Source organism: Paraburkholderia ultramafica, from assembly GCF_902859915.1.
Classification (GTDB): Bacteria; Pseudomonadota; Gammaproteobacteria; order Burkholderiales; family Burkholderiaceae; genus Paraburkholderia; species Paraburkholderia ultramafica.
Genome location: NZ_CADIKK010000016.1, coordinates 153,550 through 173,473, shown reverse-complemented (window position 1 = coordinate 173,473; position 19,924 = coordinate 153,550). Strand labels below are relative to the sequence as shown.

At 62.2% G+C, this 19,924-nt stretch carries 21 protein-coding genes; 15 read left to right on the top strand and 6 right to left on the bottom strand.

Translation table 11 applies throughout. The annotated features are described in order from the left end of the window. Positions 1–24: 24 nt before the first annotated feature. A complete protein-coding gene (locus tag HV744_RS18625) occupies positions 25–318 on the bottom strand; it encodes a GYD domain-containing protein (RefSeq protein WP_175150914.1) in 294 nt (97 codons plus the stop codon). Between the two features lie 207 nt (positions 319–525). On the opposite strand from HV744_RS18625, the gene HV744_RS18620 reads away from it, so the two are divergent. From HV744_RS18620 to HV744_RS18570, 11 genes are all read left to right on the top strand, one after another. Further along, a complete protein-coding gene (locus HV744_RS18620; protein ID WP_175150913.1) occupies positions 526–1,260 on the top strand; it encodes a protein-L-isoaspartate(D-aspartate) O-methyltransferase in 735 nt (244 codons plus the stop codon). Between the two features lie 128 nt (positions 1,261–1,388). Then, positions 1,389–2,579, top strand: coding sequence for a TIGR03118 family protein (locus tag HV744_RS18615; protein ID WP_175150912.1), 1,191 nt, complete (start codon positions 1,389–1,391; stop codon positions 2,577–2,579). 123 nt (positions 2,580–2,702) lie between these two features. Then, positions 2,703–3,086: a CoA transferase gene (locus HV744_RS18610; protein WP_281363656.1), complete on the top strand. Its 384-nt coding sequence runs from the start codon at positions 2,703–2,705 to the stop codon at positions 3,084–3,086. Between the two features lie 301 nt (positions 3,087–3,387). Next, positions 3,388–4,488 (top strand): NAD(P)-dependent alcohol dehydrogenase, encoded by a 1,101-nt coding sequence (locus tag HV744_RS18605; RefSeq protein WP_175150911.1) that lies wholly within the window; start codon positions 3,388–3,390, stop codon positions 4,486–4,488. 268 nt (positions 4,489–4,756) lie between these two features. Further along, on the top strand, positions 4,757–5,284 hold the full coding sequence (locus HV744_RS18600) for a Na+/H+ antiporter subunit E (RefSeq protein WP_246279106.1): 528 nt from the start codon (positions 4,757–4,759) through the stop codon (positions 5,282–5,284). After that, positions 5,277–5,537 carry an MrpF/PhaF family protein gene (locus HV744_RS18595; protein WP_175150910.1) on the top strand — a complete coding sequence of 87 codons (261 nt, stop codon included), beginning with the start codon at positions 5,277–5,279 and terminating at the stop codon, positions 5,535–5,537. Before HV744_RS18600 ends, HV744_RS18595 begins: the two co-directional genes overlap by 8 nt. Positions 5,538–5,540: 3 nt before the next feature. After that, the gene (locus tag HV744_RS18590; protein ID WP_175150909.1) at positions 5,541–5,783 is read left to right on the top strand and encodes a hydrogenase subunit MbhD domain-containing protein; all 243 of its coding nucleotides are present in this window, start codon (positions 5,541–5,543) and stop codon (positions 5,781–5,783) included. 3 nt (positions 5,784–5,786) lie between these two features. Next, complete coding sequence (mnhG, locus tag HV744_RS18585) at positions 5,787–6,131, top strand: monovalent cation/H(+) antiporter subunit G (protein WP_175150908.1); 345 nt, start codon at positions 5,787–5,789, stop codon at positions 6,129–6,131. Further along, positions 6,128–6,847 (top strand): hydrogen gas-evolving membrane-bound hydrogenase subunit E, encoded by a 720-nt coding sequence (mbhE, locus tag HV744_RS18580; RefSeq protein ID WP_175150907.1) that lies wholly within the window; start codon positions 6,128–6,130, stop codon positions 6,845–6,847. Before mnhG ends, mbhE begins: the two co-directional genes overlap by 4 nt. 16 nt (positions 6,848–6,863) lie before the next feature. Further along, a complete protein-coding gene (locus HV744_RS18575; RefSeq protein ID WP_175150906.1) occupies positions 6,864–7,238 on the top strand; it encodes a sodium:proton antiporter in 375 nt (124 codons plus the stop codon). Then, a complete protein-coding gene (locus HV744_RS18570) occupies positions 7,232–10,327 on the top strand; it encodes a complex I subunit 5 family protein (RefSeq protein ID WP_175150905.1) in 3,096 nt (1,031 codons plus the stop codon). Before HV744_RS18575 ends, HV744_RS18570 begins: the two co-directional genes overlap by 7 nt. Before the next feature lie 14 nt (positions 10,328–10,341). Here the strand turns inward: HV744_RS18570 and HV744_RS18565 are convergent, their stop codons facing one another. The 4 genes from HV744_RS18565 to HV744_RS18550 all read right to left on the bottom strand — a co-directional run bounded on the left by HV744_RS18565 (position 10,342) and on the right by HV744_RS18550 (position 15,072). Next, a complete protein-coding gene (locus HV744_RS18565) occupies positions 10,342–11,415 on the bottom strand; it encodes an AI-2E family transporter (protein ID WP_175150904.1) in 1,074 nt (357 codons plus the stop codon). A gap of 345 nt (positions 11,416–11,760) precedes the next feature. Next, on the bottom strand, positions 11,761–13,059 hold the full coding sequence (locus tag HV744_RS18560) for a TAXI family TRAP transporter solute-binding subunit (protein WP_175150903.1): 1,299 nt from the start codon (positions 13,057–13,059) through the stop codon (positions 11,761–11,763). 96 nt (positions 13,060–13,155) lie between these two features. Next, complete coding sequence (locus tag HV744_RS18555) at positions 13,156–13,842, bottom strand: NHL repeat-containing protein (protein ID WP_175150902.1); 687 nt, start codon at positions 13,840–13,842, stop codon at positions 13,156–13,158. Between the two features lie 9 nt (positions 13,843–13,851). Further along, positions 13,852–15,072, bottom strand: a complete 1,221-nt coding sequence (locus HV744_RS18550; protein WP_175150901.1) for a helix-turn-helix domain-containing protein — start codon at positions 15,070–15,072, stop codon at positions 13,852–13,854. A gap of 139 nt (positions 15,073–15,211) precedes the next feature. Here HV744_RS18550 and HV744_RS18545 point away from each other — a divergent pair, with 139 nt between their 5' ends. The 3 genes from HV744_RS18545 to HV744_RS18535 all read left to right on the top strand — a co-directional run bounded on the left by HV744_RS18545 (position 15,212) and on the right by HV744_RS18535 (position 18,335). After that, the gene (locus HV744_RS18545) at positions 15,212–15,976 is read left to right on the top strand and encodes a DUF899 domain-containing protein (protein WP_175150942.1); all 765 of its coding nucleotides are present in this window, start codon (positions 15,212–15,214) and stop codon (positions 15,974–15,976) included. Continuing rightward, on the top strand, positions 15,973–16,809 hold the full coding sequence (locus HV744_RS18540) for a DUF2182 domain-containing protein (protein ID WP_175150900.1): 837 nt from the start codon (positions 15,973–15,975) through the stop codon (positions 16,807–16,809). Before HV744_RS18545 ends, HV744_RS18540 begins: the two co-directional genes overlap by 4 nt. Before the next feature lie 191 nt (positions 16,810–17,000). Further along, positions 17,001–18,335 carry a hypothetical protein gene (locus tag HV744_RS18535; protein WP_175150899.1) on the top strand — a complete coding sequence of 445 codons (1,335 nt, stop codon included), beginning with the start codon at positions 17,001–17,003 and terminating at the stop codon, positions 18,333–18,335. Positions 18,336–18,813: 478 nt separating this feature from the next. On the opposite strand, the gene HV744_RS18530 is transcribed toward HV744_RS18535, so the two are convergent. Then, complete coding sequence (locus HV744_RS18530) at positions 18,814–19,014, bottom strand: hypothetical protein (protein ID WP_175150898.1); 201 nt, start codon at positions 19,012–19,014, stop codon at positions 18,814–18,816. A gap of 412 nt (positions 19,015–19,426) precedes the next feature. On the opposite strand from HV744_RS18530, the gene HV744_RS18525 reads away from it, so the two are divergent. Then, a complete protein-coding gene (locus HV744_RS18525; RefSeq protein ID WP_175150897.1) occupies positions 19,427–19,903 on the top strand; it encodes a YqhA family protein in 477 nt (158 codons plus the stop codon). Positions 19,904–19,924: the final 21 nt, after the last annotated feature.

Sequence of the window (19,924 nt, the reverse complement as noted above, 5' to 3'; positions counted from 1 at the left end):
CAGCTAGCGTGCCGGATGTGCGGATTAAGGGAGCCGACCAATAATCGAGCTGATCTGGTCCTTTGAGAAAGCGCGCAACGTCTGCGTGCGGACATTACCCGCGGAACCCAGTGCTAAACCGAAGGCGGTGAAACCTTCCTCGTCGGCCGCCTCGATGACTGTGACAATGTCATATTCGCCTAATGTCCAGTAGATCTGCTTCATTTCACAGCCAAAGCCTTTTGCCATCTCCGCCACTTGCGTGGCTCGCTGAGGGCTGTTTTTTACCGTGCGGATGCCCTGATCGGTAAATTGCGCCAGAACCACATAAGTCATCATGACGATTCCCCTTACGATTGAAACGCGTTGGAACTCGGACGCGCGAGCGGCGCCGCAAACGCTACGTTCTTATTTCCAGAGCCGTTCCGCGCGTAAACTGATTCTAGGCAATACGTTCATTCACAACGTGCTATTTGTCTGAATCCGATGATGTGCTGGAACGCGGCGCGCGAGCCGGCGGGCGCCGTCTGCAATACGGAGGTGGCTATGACCGACTTCAAGGAGGCCCGGGAGCGGATGGTCGAATGGCAGATCGTTCGCCGCGGCATTTGCGATCCCCATGTACTGGCGGCGATGCGTCGTGTGCCTCGCGAGGAATTCGTGTCCGCCGATCTGCGGGAATTCGCGTATGAGGACACGCCGCTGCCCATCGGCAACGAGCAGACCATCTCGCAACCGGCCATCGTCGCGGCGATGATCGAAGCGGCGGAACTGAGCCCGGGCGACCGGGTTCTCGACGTCGGCACCGGTTCGGGCTATGCCGCCGCTGTCGCCGCCGCGATTGCGGAGCACGTGTACTCGATTGAACGCCACGCCGGGCTTGTCGATACCGCTCGTGAAATCCTGCGGCGACTGGAGATCGGTAATGTGACAGTTCATCTCGGCGACGGCACCATCGGGCTCGCGGAACATGCACCGTACAACGCGATCATTGCGGCCGCCGGTGGCCCCCATGTGCCGGATGCGTGGCGTAAGCAACTTGCTATCGGCGGCCGGATCATCATGCCGGTGGGGCGCCATTTGCATTATCAGCGGCTCATCAAGCTGGTCCGCCGCACTGAACAGGACTATGACAGGAGCTGGCTCGGCGAAGTGCGGTTTGTGCCGCTTGTTGGTGAAGATGGGTGGGCGGCGGAGGACGGCGGGCCGCGAAACGCCGGTAGTGGCTTTTGTCGCGGGAGGCTTGGGGCGATTGCGCGTGCTGCGGGGGATTGGTTGTGAATTGCTGGAGGGTCGGGTGGCAGGTGGAATTTTTGAACTACAGCGGGAATATTTGATGTACAGCGGTCGTTTAGTCTCCTCTGGCACCAGCTCAAGCTTCTTTTCACCGGTAGCTAAGGAGGGTAGTCATGTCTCAGGTCTCTTGGGGTCTCAAAGCTGCGGCCGTGGTTGTCCTCGCCGCCGGTTTCACAATCGGGCATGCCGCTGACGATAATGCTTACGTGGTCACACCACTCGTGTCCAACGTGGCGGGCGCTGCACCGATGCCCGACACGGTACTACAGAACGCATGGGGTATTGCCTTTAGTCCGGCAGCAAGTCCATTCTGGGTCAACGACAATGCCACAGGCTGTTCCACGCTGTATGACGGCGAGGGGGCAAAGGTGGCGCTGCAGGTCTCCATCCCGCTGCCAGGCAATGTCGTACCGCACAGCGCCTGTCAACCCGTCTCTCCCACCAACCCACCGAATCCCGCGCCTGCGGCACCGACCGGAATAGTCTGGAATCCCTCAGCAGCGTTTCTCGTGCCTGGTACCACGATCCCCGCCGTATTCATTTTCGCGACGGAGGACGGCACGATCTCCGCCTGGGCCGGTGGGTTGAATCCGCCTGACCACGCCGTGATCGCGGCCGATAACTCGGCCTCTCCCTCCGCCGCCAATGGGGCCGTGTACAAAGGTCTCGTCTTCGGTGTCAATGCGAAAGGTGGATTCCTGTTTGCGACGAACTTCCGCTCGGGGCGGATCGATGTGTTCGGGGCGAGCGGCGGTACGAACGGCCTGTTCACGCCCGCGACGACGGACGGCGGCTTTATCGACCCACGCATCCCGGCCGGATACGCGCCGTTTGGCATCGCGAACATCGACGGCGATCTTTTTGTCACCTATGCGAAGCAGAACAAGGAGAAGCATGACGATGTTGCAGGCAACGGTCATGGATTCGTCGATGTATTCGATACAGACGGTCACCTGCTGCACCGCTTCGCCCGCCGGGGGCCGCTCAACTCACCCTGGGGAATCATGCGCGCATCGTTTGCATTCGGCCGCTTCAGCGGCAAAATCCTTATTGGCAACTTTGGCGATGGGCGAATCAATGTCTTCAACGATGATGGCACGTTCGTCGATCAGCTGGAGGATGCGAACGGCAATCCACTGGCTATCGACGGCTTGTGGACTCTGACGCTCGGTGGCGGTCGCAACTCGAGCCCGGACACGTTGTACTTCTCGGCTGGTCCAAACAAGGAGGTCAATGGACTGTTCGGTACCATAACTCCGAAGCGCGCCTCCAAGGGACATGCGTCGGCTGACGACGGGCAATAGCTGGCAATCGCGCGTGGCTCCCTGCGCCACTTTCTGGCGGCGACGTCGTCACCGCCAGAAAGTGCGAGCAGACGTCAGCTTGAAATATCGAGGCTGGATGCTATAAGGTGACTACCAGGCTTATTGCGCATCGCACCGAGAACACGTACAAGGGCGACGAACCGCGAAACGCTGGTGCCGATGATCCAGGAGGTGCTGCGCACACGCACCATCGCGCAATGGATCGGGCCGCTCGAAAGGGCAGGCGTGCCGTGCGGGCCGATCAACGACATTGCACAGACGTTCGAGCATCCGCGGGTCAGGCATCGCGCGATGCGCGTCGACCTGCCCCACCCGCTGTCGGGCAGCGTGCCGACCGTGGCGAATCCGATCCGGATGTCCGGTTCGCCGATCCACTATCGACACGCACCGCCGACACTCGGACAGCATACCGACGACGTGCTCTCAACTCTGGGCGGCATGAGCGCGGCGGAAATTGCGACTCTGAGAAGGGAACAAGTTGTTTGATGCCGCGAATGCTGTGATCTCGCGAAAGACGGGAACGTGCATGTTTGTTTTTCATGACAACGCTGGACAAAGTCCTCGCGCGAGCGTTGATCTGGTGCAAGAGAACTGTCATTCGCGAGAGCCCGTCACCGTGCAGCAGACGCTATTCTTAACGGAGTAAGATGGACGCGCGGCTAGGTCGGTGGAAAGTTGCGAAATAGCTGCGCCGTGTTCGCTGTCAGCACGAGTCTGCTGAACGGTCTGTTGAACGAAGTGCGAGCACCCCTGCCCTGCTGTTGACCCAAACCGGAAGGAGACATTCATGACCGCCATGATGAAAGCCGCCGTATTCATCGAACCGGGCCGTATCGAACTCGCCGACAAGCCCATGCCCGACGTGGGAGCCAACGACGCGCTCGTGCGTATCACCACCACCACGATCTGCGGCACTGATGTGCACATCCTGAAAGGCGAATACCCGGTTGCCAAGGGCTTGACTATCGGCCACGAGCCCGTGGGCGTTATCGAAAAGCTCGGCAGTGCGGTGGTCGGCTACCAGGAAGGCCAGCGAGTGATCGCCGGCGCCATCTGTCCTAACTTCAACTCATATGCCGCGCAAGACGGTGTCGCGTCGCAAGACGGCAGCTATCTGATTGCCAAAGGCCTGTGCGGTTGTCACGGCTATAAGGCTACGGCGGGCTGGCGTTTCGGCAACATGATCGACGGCACGCAGGCCGAATATGTGCTGGTGCCGGACGCGCAGGCGAACCTCGCGCCCATCCCCGACGGCCTGACCGACGAGCAGGTGTTGATGTGTCCCGACATCATGTCCACGGGCTTCAAGGGCGCGGAGAACGCCAACATCCGCATCGGCGACACGGTGGCCGTATTTGCGCAAGGGCCCATTGGTCTGTGTGCGACGGCGGGCGCACGCCTGCTCGGCGCCACCACCATCATCGCGGTGGATGGCAACGATCACCGCCTCGAAATAGCCCGGAAGATGGGGGCCGACATTGCCCTCAACTTCAAGAATTGCGATGTGGTGGACGAGATCATGAAGCTCACCGGCGGGCGCGGTGCGGATTCGTCGATTGAAGCGCTCGGCACGCAGGGTACGTTCGAGTCGGCGCTGCGCATCCTCAAACCAGGCGGCACGCTTTCGAGTCTTGGTGTGTACTCGTCGGATTTGACGATTCCGCTTGGAGCCTTCGCTGCGGGTCTTGGCGATCATAGAATCGTCACCGCGCTGTGTCCGGGTGGCAAGGAACGCATGAGGCGTCTTCTGAATGTAGTGGAGTCCGGGCGCGTTGACCTTGGCGTGCTGGTCACACATCACTACAAGCTGGACGATATCGTCGCTGCATATGATCTGTTTGCCAATCAGAGGGATGGGGTGCTTAAGGTGGCTATCAAGCCGCATTGAGTGAAGTGTGGCGCGTCATGAACTATCGTGAAACGTGACGCGCTGTCATGGCGCGTCACGATGTCATTGGGCGAATCTGCGCGCTCGCGATGAGCGCGACGCTTGTGGGACAAGATGCGTCAAAACGCCTTTTTTGGAGCGCCAGACTTTCGCATCCGAAAGCAGAGCATGAGCGAAACGAAATCCACCCGTGTACCGCACCCCAGTTGATTTGCCCCAGGTTGTCACCTAGAATTTTTGCTAGCGCCCTCTTTGGGAACCTGAAGACGTGGCTTCGAACAGCGGAAAACCGGTGTCGTCGTTTGTTCCTCAGGGCATGCCTGGCCTCTGGGTCGAACTGTTCGTGATCTGGATGATCGCCAACGCGTCGCTAGCAGTCGAGCCGGCACTCGTCGGCGCTGCGATCACATTCGTACTGGCCCGTGCCTTCGCGTCCTCCAGCGAAGCGTGGAGACGGCTGCGCCTGACGCCTCGCGCGCTCTATCACTTTGTCGCCTATAGCGGAACCTTCGTCGTCGAACTGGTGCGCGCCAACCTCAACATGATGGCGTATGTCTACGCGCCGCGTATCGACATCAAGCCAGGCATCGTCAAGGTTCGCACTCGCCTTGAATCGCCGATCGGCCGCCTCGCGCTGGCCAATTCGATCGCGCTCACGCCGGGCTCGCTGGTCATCGATATTCGGGACGACACACTATTCGTCCACTGGCTCGACGTCAAGACCACCGACATCGACGAAGCCACTCAGGCGTTGGTCGTTCCGTTTGAAAAGCATCTGGAGAAAGTCTTTGGCTGAGATCATGCTGCGGATCGCCACGGTACTGATCTTTTTCGCGATCCTGTTCGGCGTGATCCGCCTGGTGCTCGGCAAGACGCTGATCGACAGGATCGTCGCCATCGACATGCTCACGGTCATCTCGCTCTCGCTGATTGCGCTTTATGCCCAGCTGTCGGGCCGTTTCGTCTATATTGACGTGGCGCTCGTCTATGGGCTGCTGAGCTTTCTGGCCGTTCTCGCGATTGCTCGCTTTCTGGAAAGGGGGCTGTGAACCGTGCTCGAACTGCTCCTCCTGCTGGTGTGCGCCAGTATTCTCGTCAGCGGCATCCTGGCCGTCTGCCTGAAGAATCTGATGGCGGCAATGGTGAGTTCGGGACTGGCGAGCCTGTTCGCCGCGGTTGCCTTCCTGCTGCTCGCCGCGCCCGACGTGGCAATGGCGGAGGCGTCGATCGGCTCGGGGCTCGCGACCTTCATCTTCCTCTACGCGATTCGTAAGACCGGCTATGAGAAGGGCTAGCGCATGATCGAACTGATCGGCAGCGCGTTCATCCTGGTGGGCGCCGTCTTCCTGTTCTCCGCCGGTCTCGGCCTGCTGCGCATGCCGGATGCCTATACCCGTATCCAGGCCGGCACCAAGGCCTCGACGCTCGGCAACATGCTGGTGCTGATCGGGCTCGCCTTTTATCACCCGAACTGGACCTTCAGGCTGATCCTCGTCGCCTATTTCGTGCTGGTGACCAACCCGGTGTCCTCGCATGCGTTATCGCGTGCGGCGTGGCTGATCCGTACGCCGATGACATCGTCCACCGTGACGGACGCGCTCGCCGAAGAGGATGAGCGCGGCGCCGGAGAGAAGGAGGCATGATGCGCCGCGTGTTTGTCCTGCTGACGGTCGCGCTGTTTGCGCTGATCTTCTGGCGTCTGGTCGGCGGCTATAGCGAGTTGCAGGCGCTTCGGCCGCTTGCCGAACACTATGTCGTGCAGGGGCCGATCGAGCTCGGTGCGCCGAACATCGTCACCGGCATTCTGATCACTTACCGCGGCTTCGATACGCTCGGCGAGGTCGCCGTGCTGTTCATGGTCGCGGCGAGCGTCGGCGTACTGCTGAAGGGGGAAAGCGCCGCCGCTGAAGCTGAAGCCGAAACCGGGGCCGAAGCCAACGACGACAGCGGCCCGCGCCGGCCAGCCGGCGAGATCGTCCGGACCGGCATGCAGATCCTGCTGCCGATGATCCTGACCTTCGGCGCCTATGTGATCGTCAACGGCCACCTCTCCGCCGGCGGCGGCTTTCAGGGCGGCGCGATCGTCGCGTCCGGCGTCATGCTGATGCTGCTCGCGCGGCGGGGCGCCACGCTGAATGTCGCGCTGCTGAGCGTGGTCGAATCCTTCGCCGGCGTGATCTATGTGTTCATCGGTATTCTGGGTCTGGTGCTGGCGGGCGGCTTTCTCGATGCGCGCTTTCTGCCGCGAGGCGAGTTCGGCGCGTTTTTCAGCGCCGGCGCCATTCCGCTGATTTCGGCATTGCTCGGCGTCAAGGTGGGCGCGGAGCTGAGTGTCATCATCGACCGGTTCAGAAGCTGAGCAAGGAGAACAGCGCATGACCACGGGCCTGCCGGTTTCGACCATCCTTCTGATCACGGGCTTCTGCCTCGCGTTGATCGGCCTGTGGGGGATGCTGACCCAGCGCAACATCCTGCGCATCATCATCGGCTTCGCGCTGATCGACACGGGGCTGCACATCGTGATGGTCGCAACCGGCTATATCACGCGCGGCACTGCGCCGATCATCGACGCGGCGCTGAGCAAAGCGGACGCCGCGCGGCGCGCGATCGATCCAGTGCCGTCGGCACTGGTGGTCACCGCGATCGTAATCGGCCTGTCGGTCACGGCCGTCATGCTGGCATTCGCGATCCGCCTCTACGCCGCCAAAAAGACGCTTTCCATCGACGCCTTCACAGAGTCGAAATGGTAGCCGCGCTGTTTCATCCGCTGCACATCTTCATTCTCGGGCTGGGCGGCGGCTTCGTCATTCCGCTGCTGTACCGGCTCGGCAAGCCGTGGCTGACCGGCGGCTTCTTCGTCGCGCTCGGCGGCATCGTGCTGGTGAGCGGCGTGTCGTTCTTCGGTCTGCTCAATGGCGGCCAGACCATCGACGTGCTCACGGCGGGCGCGCAGCCGCCCGTCTCGATCAGCCTGCGCTTCGGTCTGTGGGAAGGCTTCTTCACGCTCAGCGTCAATGTGGTGGCGCTGCTCGGGGCGCTGCAACTGTGGGATCGCCTGCGCGGCAACTACGCCGCGCTGCTGCTGTATCTGATCCTCGTGATGGGCATCGACGGCATGGTGATGACCCGCGACCTGTTCAATCTCTTCGTGTTTCTCGAGATCGTCTCGATCGCCACCTACGGGCTGCTCGGGCTGGATCGCACGCCGGCCGCGCTGGCCGCCGCGTTCAAATACATCATGGCGACGGTCATCGCATCGACCTTCTTCCTGCTCGGCTCGGTGCTGCTTTACTACGTCACCGGCACGCTGAATATCGACGACCTGATCGCGGTGCGCGCCGAGCTCAACGGCCCGATCGCCGTCACGGCGGTGCTGCTCGTGTTCGCCTGCCTCATCATCGAACTCAAGCCGTTTCCGGCCAACGGCTGGGGACTCGACGTCTACGAGACCGCCCCGAGCGGCGTTGCGGCAATGGTGTCGGTCGGCGTCTCGGCCGGCGTATTCTTCGCGCTGCTCAAGCTGCTGCCGCTGTTCGAAAACCAGCTCGGCCTGATTGCCGTCTCCGGTGGCGTCACCTTCCTGTTCTCCAATCTGCTCGCGCTCAAGCAGACGAAACCGCAGCGGGTGCTCGGCTATTCATCAATCGGGCAGATGGGACTGCTGATGCTGGCTCTCGCGCTGCTGCACCAGGTGGGAGCCGATACGTCGATCCCGCTGGTGGTCGGCGGCCTGTTCATCAACCATCTGTTCGCCAAGGCAGGCCTGTTCTGGCTGATCGGCATTCTGCGTCGGCATGGCAGCGATGCGCGCGCCATCCTGTCGCGCAGTCCGCTACTGATCGGTCTGCTCGGACTCTTCATGGTGGCGATTGCCGGCCTGCCGCCCTTCCCCGGCTTCTGGGCGAAATGGGAGCTGGTCATGCAGTTGACGGTTGCCGGCAAGCCCTACTGGATCGGGCTGATTCTGACTGGCTCGCTGCTCGAAGCGGCCTACATGTTTCACTGGTTCGTGCGGGCGCTGCATCCGTCGGAAGAGGCGGTCAAGGCCGGCCCCGATCCGGTTGCGCTGTTGCCGCTGTTCGGCGTCGCGGTGCTCCTGATCGCCGCGGGCTATGCCGGTGCTTCATTCTCGGGCGCGGCATCGGCGTGGATATTTTCGCCTCTCGTCGCGGGTGCGTTGTTCTATGCGGGGGATCGTCTGCCGGGTCGGCTCAAGGGTGTGCTGACGCTGATCACGGTCGCGCTGGTGGGCTCATGGCTCGCCGAAGACGCGCATGGCATTGCCGTGCTTTTTGCGTGGCTGCTGCTGGCGGGCAGCTTCGTCATTGCCGCGGCGAGCCTCTACCGCAGTGATGTTCGCCACGGCTTCTATCCGATGCTGGTGGTCCTGCTGCTGTCGATCCCGGCGCTGCTGCGCTCCACGACGACCCTCGAATTCTTCTATAGCTGGGAGATCATCACGCTGTCTTCGTGCTTCCTGATTGCGAAATGCCGGAGCGCTGGACCGCACGTGCTGACCTTCCTGCTGTTTTCGCTGCTGTCGGCGTTTTTTCTGCTGGCCGGATTCGCCGCCGTCGCCGCGCTCGACGGCAGTATCGAACTGGCGGCGCTCATCCGCTCGGGCCCGGACGCGAGCCGTGCGTTCGTGCTGCTGGCCGTCGGCTTTCTCATCAAGGCGGGCGCCATCGGCGTGCATGTGTGGCTGCCGGGCGCCTACACGGAAGCGGAGGACGACGTCACCGCGATGCTGTCGGCCGTCGTCAGCAAGGTGGCGATCTTCGGCCTGCTGGTCGGCACCTATCTGACGATACGCTCGGAGGTCGGGCTGGAGCTCGCGCATGTGATGGCGTGGATCGGCATGCTGACGACCCTCGCGGGCGCGCTGATGGCGCTGCGGCAGAACGACTTCAAGCGCCTGCTCGCGTATTCCAGCATGAGCCAGCTCGGCTATATCGTCACCGCGATCGCGTTGATGAGCCACCTTGGCTGGGTCACGGCGCTCTATCTGGTCGCCAACCACATGATGGTGAAGGGCATTCTGTTCCTCGCGCTGGCGGGCGTCATCCTGCGCACGAACACGCACAACTTCGCTGAAGCCAATGGCCTTGGCCGCGCGATGCCGTTCACGTTCGCGATGGTGGTGGTCGCGCTCGCCTCGATGTCCGGCTTGCCGCCGCTGATGGGCTTCGGCGGCAAGTGGCTGCTGCTGAGCGCGATGACGGACAAGGGCTGGTACGGCCTGGCCGTAGGCGGGCTGATGGCGACGTTCATCGGCTTTCTCTACATGATCCGTTTCGTCAGCGGTCTGTTCCTCGGGCGCCGCCATCCGGGACAGCCGCCGGTCAGCGAGGCGCCGCTTCTGCTGCTCGTGCCGCAACTCGTGCTGGTCGTCGGCATCATGGTGCTGTCGTTCTTCCCGAAGCTGCTGATCGAACCGGTTTCGGCGGCGATCGATCCGCAGTTTGCTTCGACGCTGGTGTGGGAAGGGATGTCGCTGGAGAGCATCTACGGTTTCTGGAACCCGACACCTGTCGTGCTCGTGGTGCTGGCCGTAGCCGTCGGGCTGTTCGCTCTTTTCGTGCTGTTCTATCGCAGCCGAAGCCGCGATGCCGAGCATGTCCCCGGCTTCTTCAGGTTCTATCGGCCGATCCTCGCCCGCACGGTGCCGCCGTTTGCGCTGATGTTCTGGCGCGGCGTTTCGCACGCGGCGCTCGCCGCGGCGGGGAAAATACGCCTGGTCTATACCGGCAACGCGCAGACTTACGCGCTCTATGTGCTCGGCTATTTTCTTGTGCTTTATTTTGCCAGCACGGGGTTTGGCGGAACTTTGGCGCAATAGGGGTGGCACCCATCTCAAGCAACCGGCGAACTTCCGCCATAAGTCAGCCGGCCGTTCTTCGACAACAGAACGGCGACAGGTCTCGTCATCTCGAACTCCGAGAAAATAATCGTCACACTGACCGTAATCGGCACGGCAAGAAAAGCACCGGGAACACCCCATAACGCCGACCAGATCGCCATGCTTGCCAGAATCGCAAACGGACTCAGGTTAAGCGAGTTACCCATCAGGTACGGATCGAGTATGTTGCCGATCACGAAATGAATGATGGTCAGCGACAGCAGCACGATGAGTACTTCGTTGACCTGTCCAAATTGCAGCACCGACATGAGTCCCGGAAAGATGATGGCCAGCACCGAGCCGATATAGGGCACGTAGTTAAGCAGCGCAGTCAGCACCGCCCAAAGCCCGGAGAATTCAAGCCCGACGCTGAGCATCGCGCCCCAGCATAGGCCGCCGAGCACCACACCGAGCAGCGTCTTCAACGCGAGATAGGCGCCGATGCGCCGATTGATGTCGATGACGACACTCTTGATACGTGCAGCGTTGCTCGAATTCGCCGCCATGTTCGCCAACTTCTCGCCAAACGTTCGTTGCTCGACGAGCAGAAAGCTTGCATACAGGACGACGACAAAGATATTGACGATCACCGATGACAGCGAAGCCAGCATGCTTGCCACGAGCGCCTGAATGTTGAACTGCGCGAGCATGTCACGCCGCAGCGAATCCCAGGTAGGCTCGGCTTCCAGCTGTAGCAGCGCGGCGGCTTTCTGGATCAGCGAGAGGATCGATTCCTGATATCGCGGCGCCAGTGCGACGAGGCCGTCGTAGTTCGCAACGAGCATGTCGATCGCGAGAAAGATCCCGGCCGCGATCAGGAACACCGATAGCGCATAACGCAACTGAATGGGCAGTCGCGCTCCAACGACAGGGATGCGTTCCAGCAATCGCGTGAAGCCGACAATCACATAGACCACGATAACGCCGAACACAATGGGAACGAAAACCGTGCGCCCGATGTAGAGCACCCAGCCCACAATCAGCAGCAGTACGACAACGGATACGGACGCCTGCAATCTGTCGGTCATCTGTCAATGCTCCATTGATCTGCGAACTGCCCGCCCCTGGGTATCGTCGAATGAACGATGCAGGCGGCGACGAAACCGCGTGTCACTCGCCATATCGACTGGTGCTGCCGCTGCCGTACGATTACCTTACACGGTGTGCCGACAGCATGCACGGATGAAACCACGTCAGCACGAATGCTCGCATGTATTTCGGGGTTGCGCGGCAAGATTATCACCCGGCGCTGCCGGCATGATCCATTCACCATCGCGCATCGTTATGTCGAATCGCGGGCAGACGCCAGGTCTCGCCAGCCTTATGCGTCCTCCCGATACCGCTCTCTCAAGAACGACCACCGCGTCGCCCCGCTACGCCTTGACCTTCACCGCCACCTGGGCAATCCGGTCCCGCACGACGCCAATCGCCTGCTTGAGCGCATAAACGTCCTCGAAATAACGATGCGGAATCCTTATCTGGCTGGCATGCGCATCGATGTCCTCGATTTCAACGCGCCATTTCGCGATCTGGGCTGAAGTCGGTTGGGTGTTTCTCCAGGTCTCATCTTCCAGCGATTTGATTTCCCGATACCAAACCACCAGCCGTTTTTTGATCCGCGCCTCCACGAGGCGCGGCAGCGCCTGCAACAAGCCGATCAACAGGGCCATGAAGGGGACCAGGATCAGCAATCGCCTTTCGATAAGACTGGCCAGCCAGAATGGAAGATAGCGCTGCAGGAACGGCCGGCCGGATTTGAAGTAACGCGTGCTTTCATCGGCAATGGGAAATTCCTCGGTGCGCAGGTTGGGAAACGTGCCGAGCGGCGTGAAGTAGTCTTCGCCGCCGTGGACCGTTTTGGCCGCGTCCAGCAGCAGATAGACCAGCGCCGGGTGCAAGCTGTCCTTGGACACCAGCAGCGCCGTGGCGGCCAGCAAGGTGACATCGGTGCGCGGCAGATCGTTGACGATGCTGGTCGAGGCGCGCGGAAAAATGATCTTGGACAGAGACGGGAATTTCTGAACCAGAGCGTCGGCCTGGGCAAAATCCATTAGCTTCAGATTGCTGTTCAGCAGCATTTTCTGTACGGCGGCATCGGGTCTGCCGATAAAGAACGCGGCATCCAGCTGGCCACTTTCGAGGCCTTGATATGCATTGAGCGCGTCCATTTCCAGCAGCGTGGCGTTCTCGCGAGTGACGTCGCTATAGCCGAGCAATACGAGGGAGACGTTAAGCAGGCCGCTACCAGGAACGCCTACCGCAATTCTCTTGCCGCGCAGTTGTGCCAGCCGGTTGATGACGGTGTCGCCACGATAAAACACCCAGATCGGTTCGTATGAGACGGCGGCGATGGTCTGCAGTTGATCGGTCTCTTTGGGGCTTGTGGTGCCCGACTGGATAAAGCCCACTTCGTATTCGCTGTCCGGATTCGTCAGCCGCTGGTAATTGTCAACCGACCCGGAAGAATTGCGGATATCGAGCGTGATGCCATCGCGCTTCAGGATGGGGGCGTAGCGATCCGCAAAGCCTCGATAGATCCCATTGTCCGCGCCGCTTGTGATGACGATCGTGCGCTGCAGGGCGGGCCTGAGTGCTGTCTCCAGCGCCCAGCCCAGCACCGCCACGAGCACGAGAACGCAAATGATGAGAAATCGCCGGCGCCCCCGTGTCATCGGGGCTTTCTGAATACGATGAGGCGCCGGATCGTGTCTGGGCATCGTTAGCTTTCTCTCGTCACGCTTCCCGTGGGCGGACTGGGCTCACCCGAATCACTCGCTGGTCGAATCCACTGGCATCCCGGACCCGCTCCCGTCCACATCCCCTCGCGCTGGCCGCCGGACAGCTCTCACCTTCCCGCTGCCTCCACCGCCGCAGAAGAAGCAATCCTCACCATCGGACTCGAGCCCCGACACGCTCATCCCAGCCGGCATTTCGACGCTCTCCAGCACCTCTCCCGTTCGAGGATCGACCCGCCTCAACTCGCTCGCGTCGTCTTCCCAGGTGCCATGCCAGAGTTCTCCGCCGACCCAGGTGACCCCGGTAACGAAACGATTGGACTCGATGGTGCGAAGAATCGCGCCGGTTTCAGGATCGATCTGATAGATCTTCCGTTCCGGATATTGCCCGACCCAGAGTGTCCCTTCGGCCCAGGTGAGCCCCGAGTCACCGCCATTGCCAGGCGCCGGGATCGTGGCGAGCACGCGGCCGGTCTTCGGATCGATTTTCTGGATGCGCCCGGCGGCGATCTGGAACAGGTGCTCGCCGTCAAAGGCCGTCCCCGCGTCCGCGGCGACGTCGATCGAGCGCAGCGTCTTGCCGGTCGCCGGATCGAACGCATTCAGCGTTGCTCCGCTCGCAATCCAGACCTGCTGTCCATCATAGGTGACCCCATTCACTTTATCGACACCCGGAAAGGGTCCATATTCACGGATGATTTTGGCCGCTGATCGATTCATGTCGCCATCCTAATCAAGGGGGAGTGGAGCGGGAAGTAACAAGGTCGTCGCGAATCCCGGCACGGGCGGGGTCATCCAGCGGCGCGCTCGTCCACGGCCGAATGACTGCACCTTGCCGGCTGTCGCCAGCGCGTCGAGTGCCCGTTGCACGGTGCGCTGACTCGCGCCGAGCACCAGTGCGAGCGCCGAACTCGACCACGATTCGCCGTCGGCGAGGAAAGCGAGCATCTGAGCATGCTCCCCTTCCACGGGCCGTGCCAGCACGACAACCTCGCTGGCGCGGTGCGGCGTCAGCGCGAACCCGCGCTTCGTCGCACTCACGCCGGCTAGCGTCCCGAGCGCCGCGCGCAGCCGCCCGACTTCGACCCGCAGCCGCATGCGATGCGATTCATCGGCGTGCTTCGCGCGGAACGCCCGCGCGACGAGCGTGTCCCTCGGCACATCATCGGGCCACGCTTCGCCCAGCGCGCGGGCGAGCGCGAACAACACCGGGCGGCTCGCGAGCGAAACCACCGTGCCCGCGTCACGCACGACATGACGGCACGCGTCCACGACAAGCGCGTTCGACGCCAGTAACGTCTCGACCTCGTCGAGCAGCAGAAGCCTCTCGTCGCCACGCGCAATCAGGCGCGCCGCCGGCGTGTTCAGCACGAGCGATACGCTTTCGACCTCCGCCATCAGCGCCGGGATGCCGGCGTGGCGCGCCGCGTGCCCAGCCCGCGCGAGCGCGGCGCGGGCCGTCCTGGTCCGCAGGCGGCGCAGCGCGACGCCTGCCACGACCAGTTCATGGGCGGCCCTCAACGCGGGCGGGAACAGCGTGGGGGCGAGCCCGTCAAGCGTTCGTTCGGCCTCGTCGAGGCGGCCGACCAGCAGGAAGCGCCGGACTTCGAGATACCGCGCATGCGCGGCGTTCAGGCGGTCGCCGTGCGCTTCGAGCGTCACCCTCGCGGCGTCGAGCGCCTTCGCAGGCCAGCCCAGCTCGCGCGACGCGAGCGCGATCTCGGCTTCGGCGACGACACACCTCGCACGGGCCACCGCGTCGTCAGGACCGAACGCGCGCGCCGCGCTGCGCACGAGCGCCTTCGCTCGAACCAGATCGCCGAGTTGCGCCATCGCGATGCCGCGCAGCGCGAGCGCAGGCGCGTCGTCGCGCAATGCGACGCGGTCCAGCGCGCCGAGCGGATCACCCGCGGCGAGCGCCCGCGCCGCGGCCGTGATCAGCGAGTCCATGGGTCAGCCCAATCCCGCCACACTTGTCACTCCCATCCGTTCGATGCCCGGTACTAATCTAGCACGACCATCAACCCGTTCACGACGCCGGATCGGCAACCCGCCGAACGGCGCGGGACAACCAACGGAGGAACCCATGATGACGACACATATGACCGCAACGCGTGAAGAGTGGCTAGCCGCGCGGCGCGAGCTGCTCAACGCGGAGAAGGAATTCACCCGGCGCGGCGACGAGCTGGCGCAGCAACGTCAGGCGCTGCCGTGGGTTCGGGTCGACAAGGCCTACCGGTTCGAAACCGATGAGGGCAGCGCGTCGCTGGCCGACCTGTTCCAGGGACGCTCGCAGTTGCTTGTCTATCACTTCATGTTCGGCCCGGACTATAAGGCGGGGTGCCCGTCGTGCTCGGCAATCGCGGACGGCTTCAACGGCTTCGCCGTGCACCTGGCGAACCACGACGTGATGCTGTTGGCAGTGTCGCGCGCGCCGCTCGAGAAACTTCAGGCGTACAAGCGGCGCATGGGCTGGACGTTTCCGTGGGCGTCGTCGTCGAGCGGCGACTTCAACTTCGACTTCAACGTCTCGTTCACCGAGGAGCAGCAGCGCACGGGCGACATCGAATACAACTACGCGCGCGGCGACCACGCGATGGACGCGACGCCCACACCGCAGCCCGTCATCGAATTCGCGGCCATGTCCGGCACCGACGCGGCCACCTACTCGCGCGAGCGGCCCGGCGTGAGCGCGTTCGTGCTCGAGGACGGCGTCGTCTATCACAGCTATTCCACCTATGCGCGCGGCGTGGATGGGTTGTGGGGCATGTACCAGTGGCTGGACCGCGCGCCCAAAGGGCGCAACGAGTCGGGCATCTGGTGGCGCCGCCACGACGAGTACGACAGGCGATGAGCCAGCTCGTGCGCGCCGTTCGTGCAGCCGGCGAGCCGGAGGTCTCGCGACGCAGGGTTTTCGACGCTGCGTTCTTTGGCGTCGCCGCGCTGTGCTTCGCTGCCAGCGCGGCGGCGACGATCGCGGGCAGCGCGTCGATGTCGGCGATGGGCGAGATGCCGATGCCCGGCGGCTGGACGATGTCGATGGCGTGGATGCCGATGTGCGGACAGACGTGGGCCGGCGCGACAGCATCGTTTCTCGGCATGTGGATCGTGATGATGGTGGCGATGATGCTGCCATCTCTCACGCCGATGCTGTGGCGCTATCGTCAGGCGGTCGGCGGGACAGGCGGGACGCGTCTGGGACGGCTGACCGTGCTGGTGGGCGTCGGGTATTTCGCCGTGTGGACCGCGTTCGGCATCGCCGCCTTTGTGTCGGGCGTGGCGCTGGCGGCGCTCGCGATGCGGTTGCCGGCGCTCGCGCGCGCCGTTCCGGTCGCGCTCGGCGTGGTCGTTTTGATCGCCGGCGCGCTGCAGTGCACCGCGTGGAAGGCACGCCAGCTTGAATGCTGCCGCGCGGCGCCGGGGCATTGCGGCGGCTTGCCGGCGGATGCCGGCACCGCCTGGCGACACGGCCTGCGTCTCGGCCTCCACTGCGGTTACTGCTGTGCTGGCCTGACGGTGGTCCTGCTGGTTGTCGGCGTGATGGACCTGCGCGCGATGGCGCTCGTGACGGCAGCCATTACTGGCGAACGTCTGGCGCCGGGTGGAGAGCGCGTCGCGCAAGTCATCGGGGCCGTCGTTGTCGGCGCTGGAGTGGTTCTGATCGCGCGAGCAACCGGGCTCGGATGACGTCTGTTTTGCGAACAAAAGCACGTCTGATAGTGGCCAATCACGTCTCGCAGGGTCAAGCTGCGAGCGCCGTGACTGTGCACTAGACCGCATAACCGGTCGGCTTGCTCTGGAAATGTTCGCCCTATCACCTATTGTCTGCACTATCCGGCTTCAGCGCTCCAACAGACGCATACCAGCGAGGAGTCACATTGATTGCCGATTCGCTCGGGGACCAGACGCATCGCGGAGGCATTCCGATGGCCGAACTTCATGTCGCTAACCCACCCGTCGCTCAAGCCCAGTCGGGCACTTTCGACGAACTCATTTTCAGTCGCGACCTCAATGAGGTGCACCTGCTGTTGGACTATATCTCCGGGCGGCCCGATGTCCATATATCGGAAATAGGCGACATCAAGTTTCCGAATCGGCTTGTCGCCGGATCAATCCTCTCGGCCTACGAGGTTCTCCAACGCATTTGCGAAATGCGGTATCCGCCGCAACCTGCGCTGGATATCACAGCCAGGGCGGACAATGCCGCGCTCCTTCTGTCCGTCAAAGACAAACTGAACGCAATCGCCTATCCGGCTTCCGGTGTCACGATAGCCTATACGTATATTTTTCTTGCGGAGACGGACAAATCCATTTTCGGTAAAACGCGGCAAGAGCCTCGCCAGACGCGCGGTTCAGTGGCGCAGACGGCATATCCCGGCCTGATTACAAGCGCGAAGCGTTTTCGCTGGTTTCATAAAGGTGTGGCGCGGGTGGGTGCCGTGCTCACGCTGTTCGCGGCGTTGCTATTGTGGATCGTGGTTTTCGGGGTGCAAGTGACCTCGCGATTCGAGGAAGACCAGAAGAGCGCGGCCGACCTGACCAATCAGATTTACGCGCAGGCCGACAAGGAAAATGCAGCGTTGCCGGCCGGGCAGCAGACGCACGACCCCGCTCCGGTGCGTTGCAGTGACGAGAAGATTGCCCAGCAAAGCAACCCGATCAAGCTGCTGTGCAATCAGTGGTCCTACTATCAGGCGCGCTATGACAAGTCGATCAGCGACGCCGCGAGTTTTGCCAATCATTGGCCGTCGAAATGGTTGATGTGGCCGTTCCCAACTTCGCATGGAATTCAGCAAAACCGCGGCGACGATTATGTGGCGAAGCAGGAGAATATCCAGTCGATCACCCTGGTGCTTTCCGCGTATGCGAGCTACGTGTTGCCGGTAGTATTTGGCGTAGTCGGCACAATCGCGTCGTTTCTGCGTGACATCGGCAACCGGATCACCTGCAGCCTGCTCGCGCCACGCGACGAAACCCTCGGGATCATCCGCCTCATTATCGGCGCAATTGCCGGGCTTGCGGTCGGGCTGTTCTTTACACCGGCCTCAGTCGCAGCCCAGGTCCACTCCGGGGCGGGGGTGCTGACGTTATCGGCGTCAGCGATCGCCTTCCTCGCCGGCTATGGCGGCGACGGCTTTTTTAGAATGATTGACGCGATGATTGTGCGCGTGTTCAGCCTCGACCCGCCCAGCAGAGCTCCGGTCACCAGGTGAAGTAGGCGGCCCGTAACCGGGGGGCTGTCATCGATTCTGTGCGCAGGCATGACCAAACACCGGTGGTCAGCCCGCGTCGTGTTCACATTGAAGCGCGCTTGACCCGCGAGCGAGCGGTGTCTGCTTCAGAGCCGTCGCGATCGATACGAGCACGTCCGCCGCGTCGCTTGCGCGGGCGCGCTTCGAAGGATCATCGGCTTTTTGCAGGCTGACCCAGCATACGTGTGTCAGCGCAAACAGCGGAGCCATCTGCGCCGGAGCGAGACTGCGTGCGCCGTCGGCACTCCAACCCGTATTGCCGCCAGCCCATACCACGCCCACGCGCGGCAGATCGGTGCGGCGCCGGCCACAACTTGCGGATGATCCTCCAGAAGCTGCGGCTTCTTTCTTCGTTCTCGCTGCCTTGTTCAACCGCAGCGTTGCCGCGGTCCCATCGCCGTAACGCCGGTGGTCGGCAAAGCGAATTGTTCAGGACGGACTATTGAGCCGACGCGGCGTCGTTCGATGCGAATGCCACGAGGCCACGAAGATGCAGGCCGTCGGCGTGTGTCCCGTTCAGTGCGAACAGGTGATCGAGGGCCGCCGCCGCTGCGTCGAAGTGTCCGGCCTGATACGCGTTGAAGGCCTGGTCGTACCAGGCGGAACAGGTTTCGGCTGTCGATGAAAGAGCGGCGGGCATCGTCGGTGATCAATTGATTGGAGATTCGCGGTTCGCTGGAGAATAGTGTAAGCCGCCGAAGGATCAGTCAGATCTGAAATGCGGAATTCTCTGCCGCGAGTGGACTGCCGGCGATTTTCAGAACCGATGCAATGACCTGGTTTCGGACTGCGGCGTGCGGCGGCATCGTGCTTCAGCGCTCCCTTTCGCGCCCCCGCGCTCACGACGCTCAGTTCGCGCGTCGCTGATTCACTGGATCTATACTTCGCGATAGTGCGTGCGATCGAATCGGCAGCTTGATTAGCACAGCCGCTTAATGTCAAACAATCTAACGCGGCTCAGGAAGGTCGAACGCATTGACGCAGCGCCCGAAAACAGAGTACGACCTGTCCTCAACCTGCCCCATCATGCTTGCCCAACAGAGGTGACTTTGATGCTGCGACGTGTCCTGGCTTCGAGCCGCTACATCATGATCATTCCCGTCATCGGGACGTTTCTGGGTTCTGTGGCGTTGACCTTGTATGAGACGGTAGTCTTGTTCTCAAGTGCCATCGATGCGATCCGGGAACGCTCGCTGTCGGCCAAGTCGGTCAAGATTTTCGCGGTTGGGATAGTCGAGGCGGTCGACGTATTTCTGATCGCTATCGCGGTCTACATCATCAGTATCGGTCTCTATTCGCTATTCATCGACGACAAGCTGCCGTTACCGAAGTGGCTGGAAGTCAACAATCTTGAAGACCTGAAGGGGAATCTGGTCAGCGTCGTGATTGCGGTCCTCGCCGTTCTGTTCCTGCGCGAGGCCGTAGCCTGGGACGGATCTCGCGACATCGCCGCTTTTGGTGGCGCGCTAGCCTTGGTCGTTGCCGCCCTTACCTTCTTTCTCATGAAGAACAACGCCCGGCGGCAATGATTCCGCGTCGGAGCCAGCGAT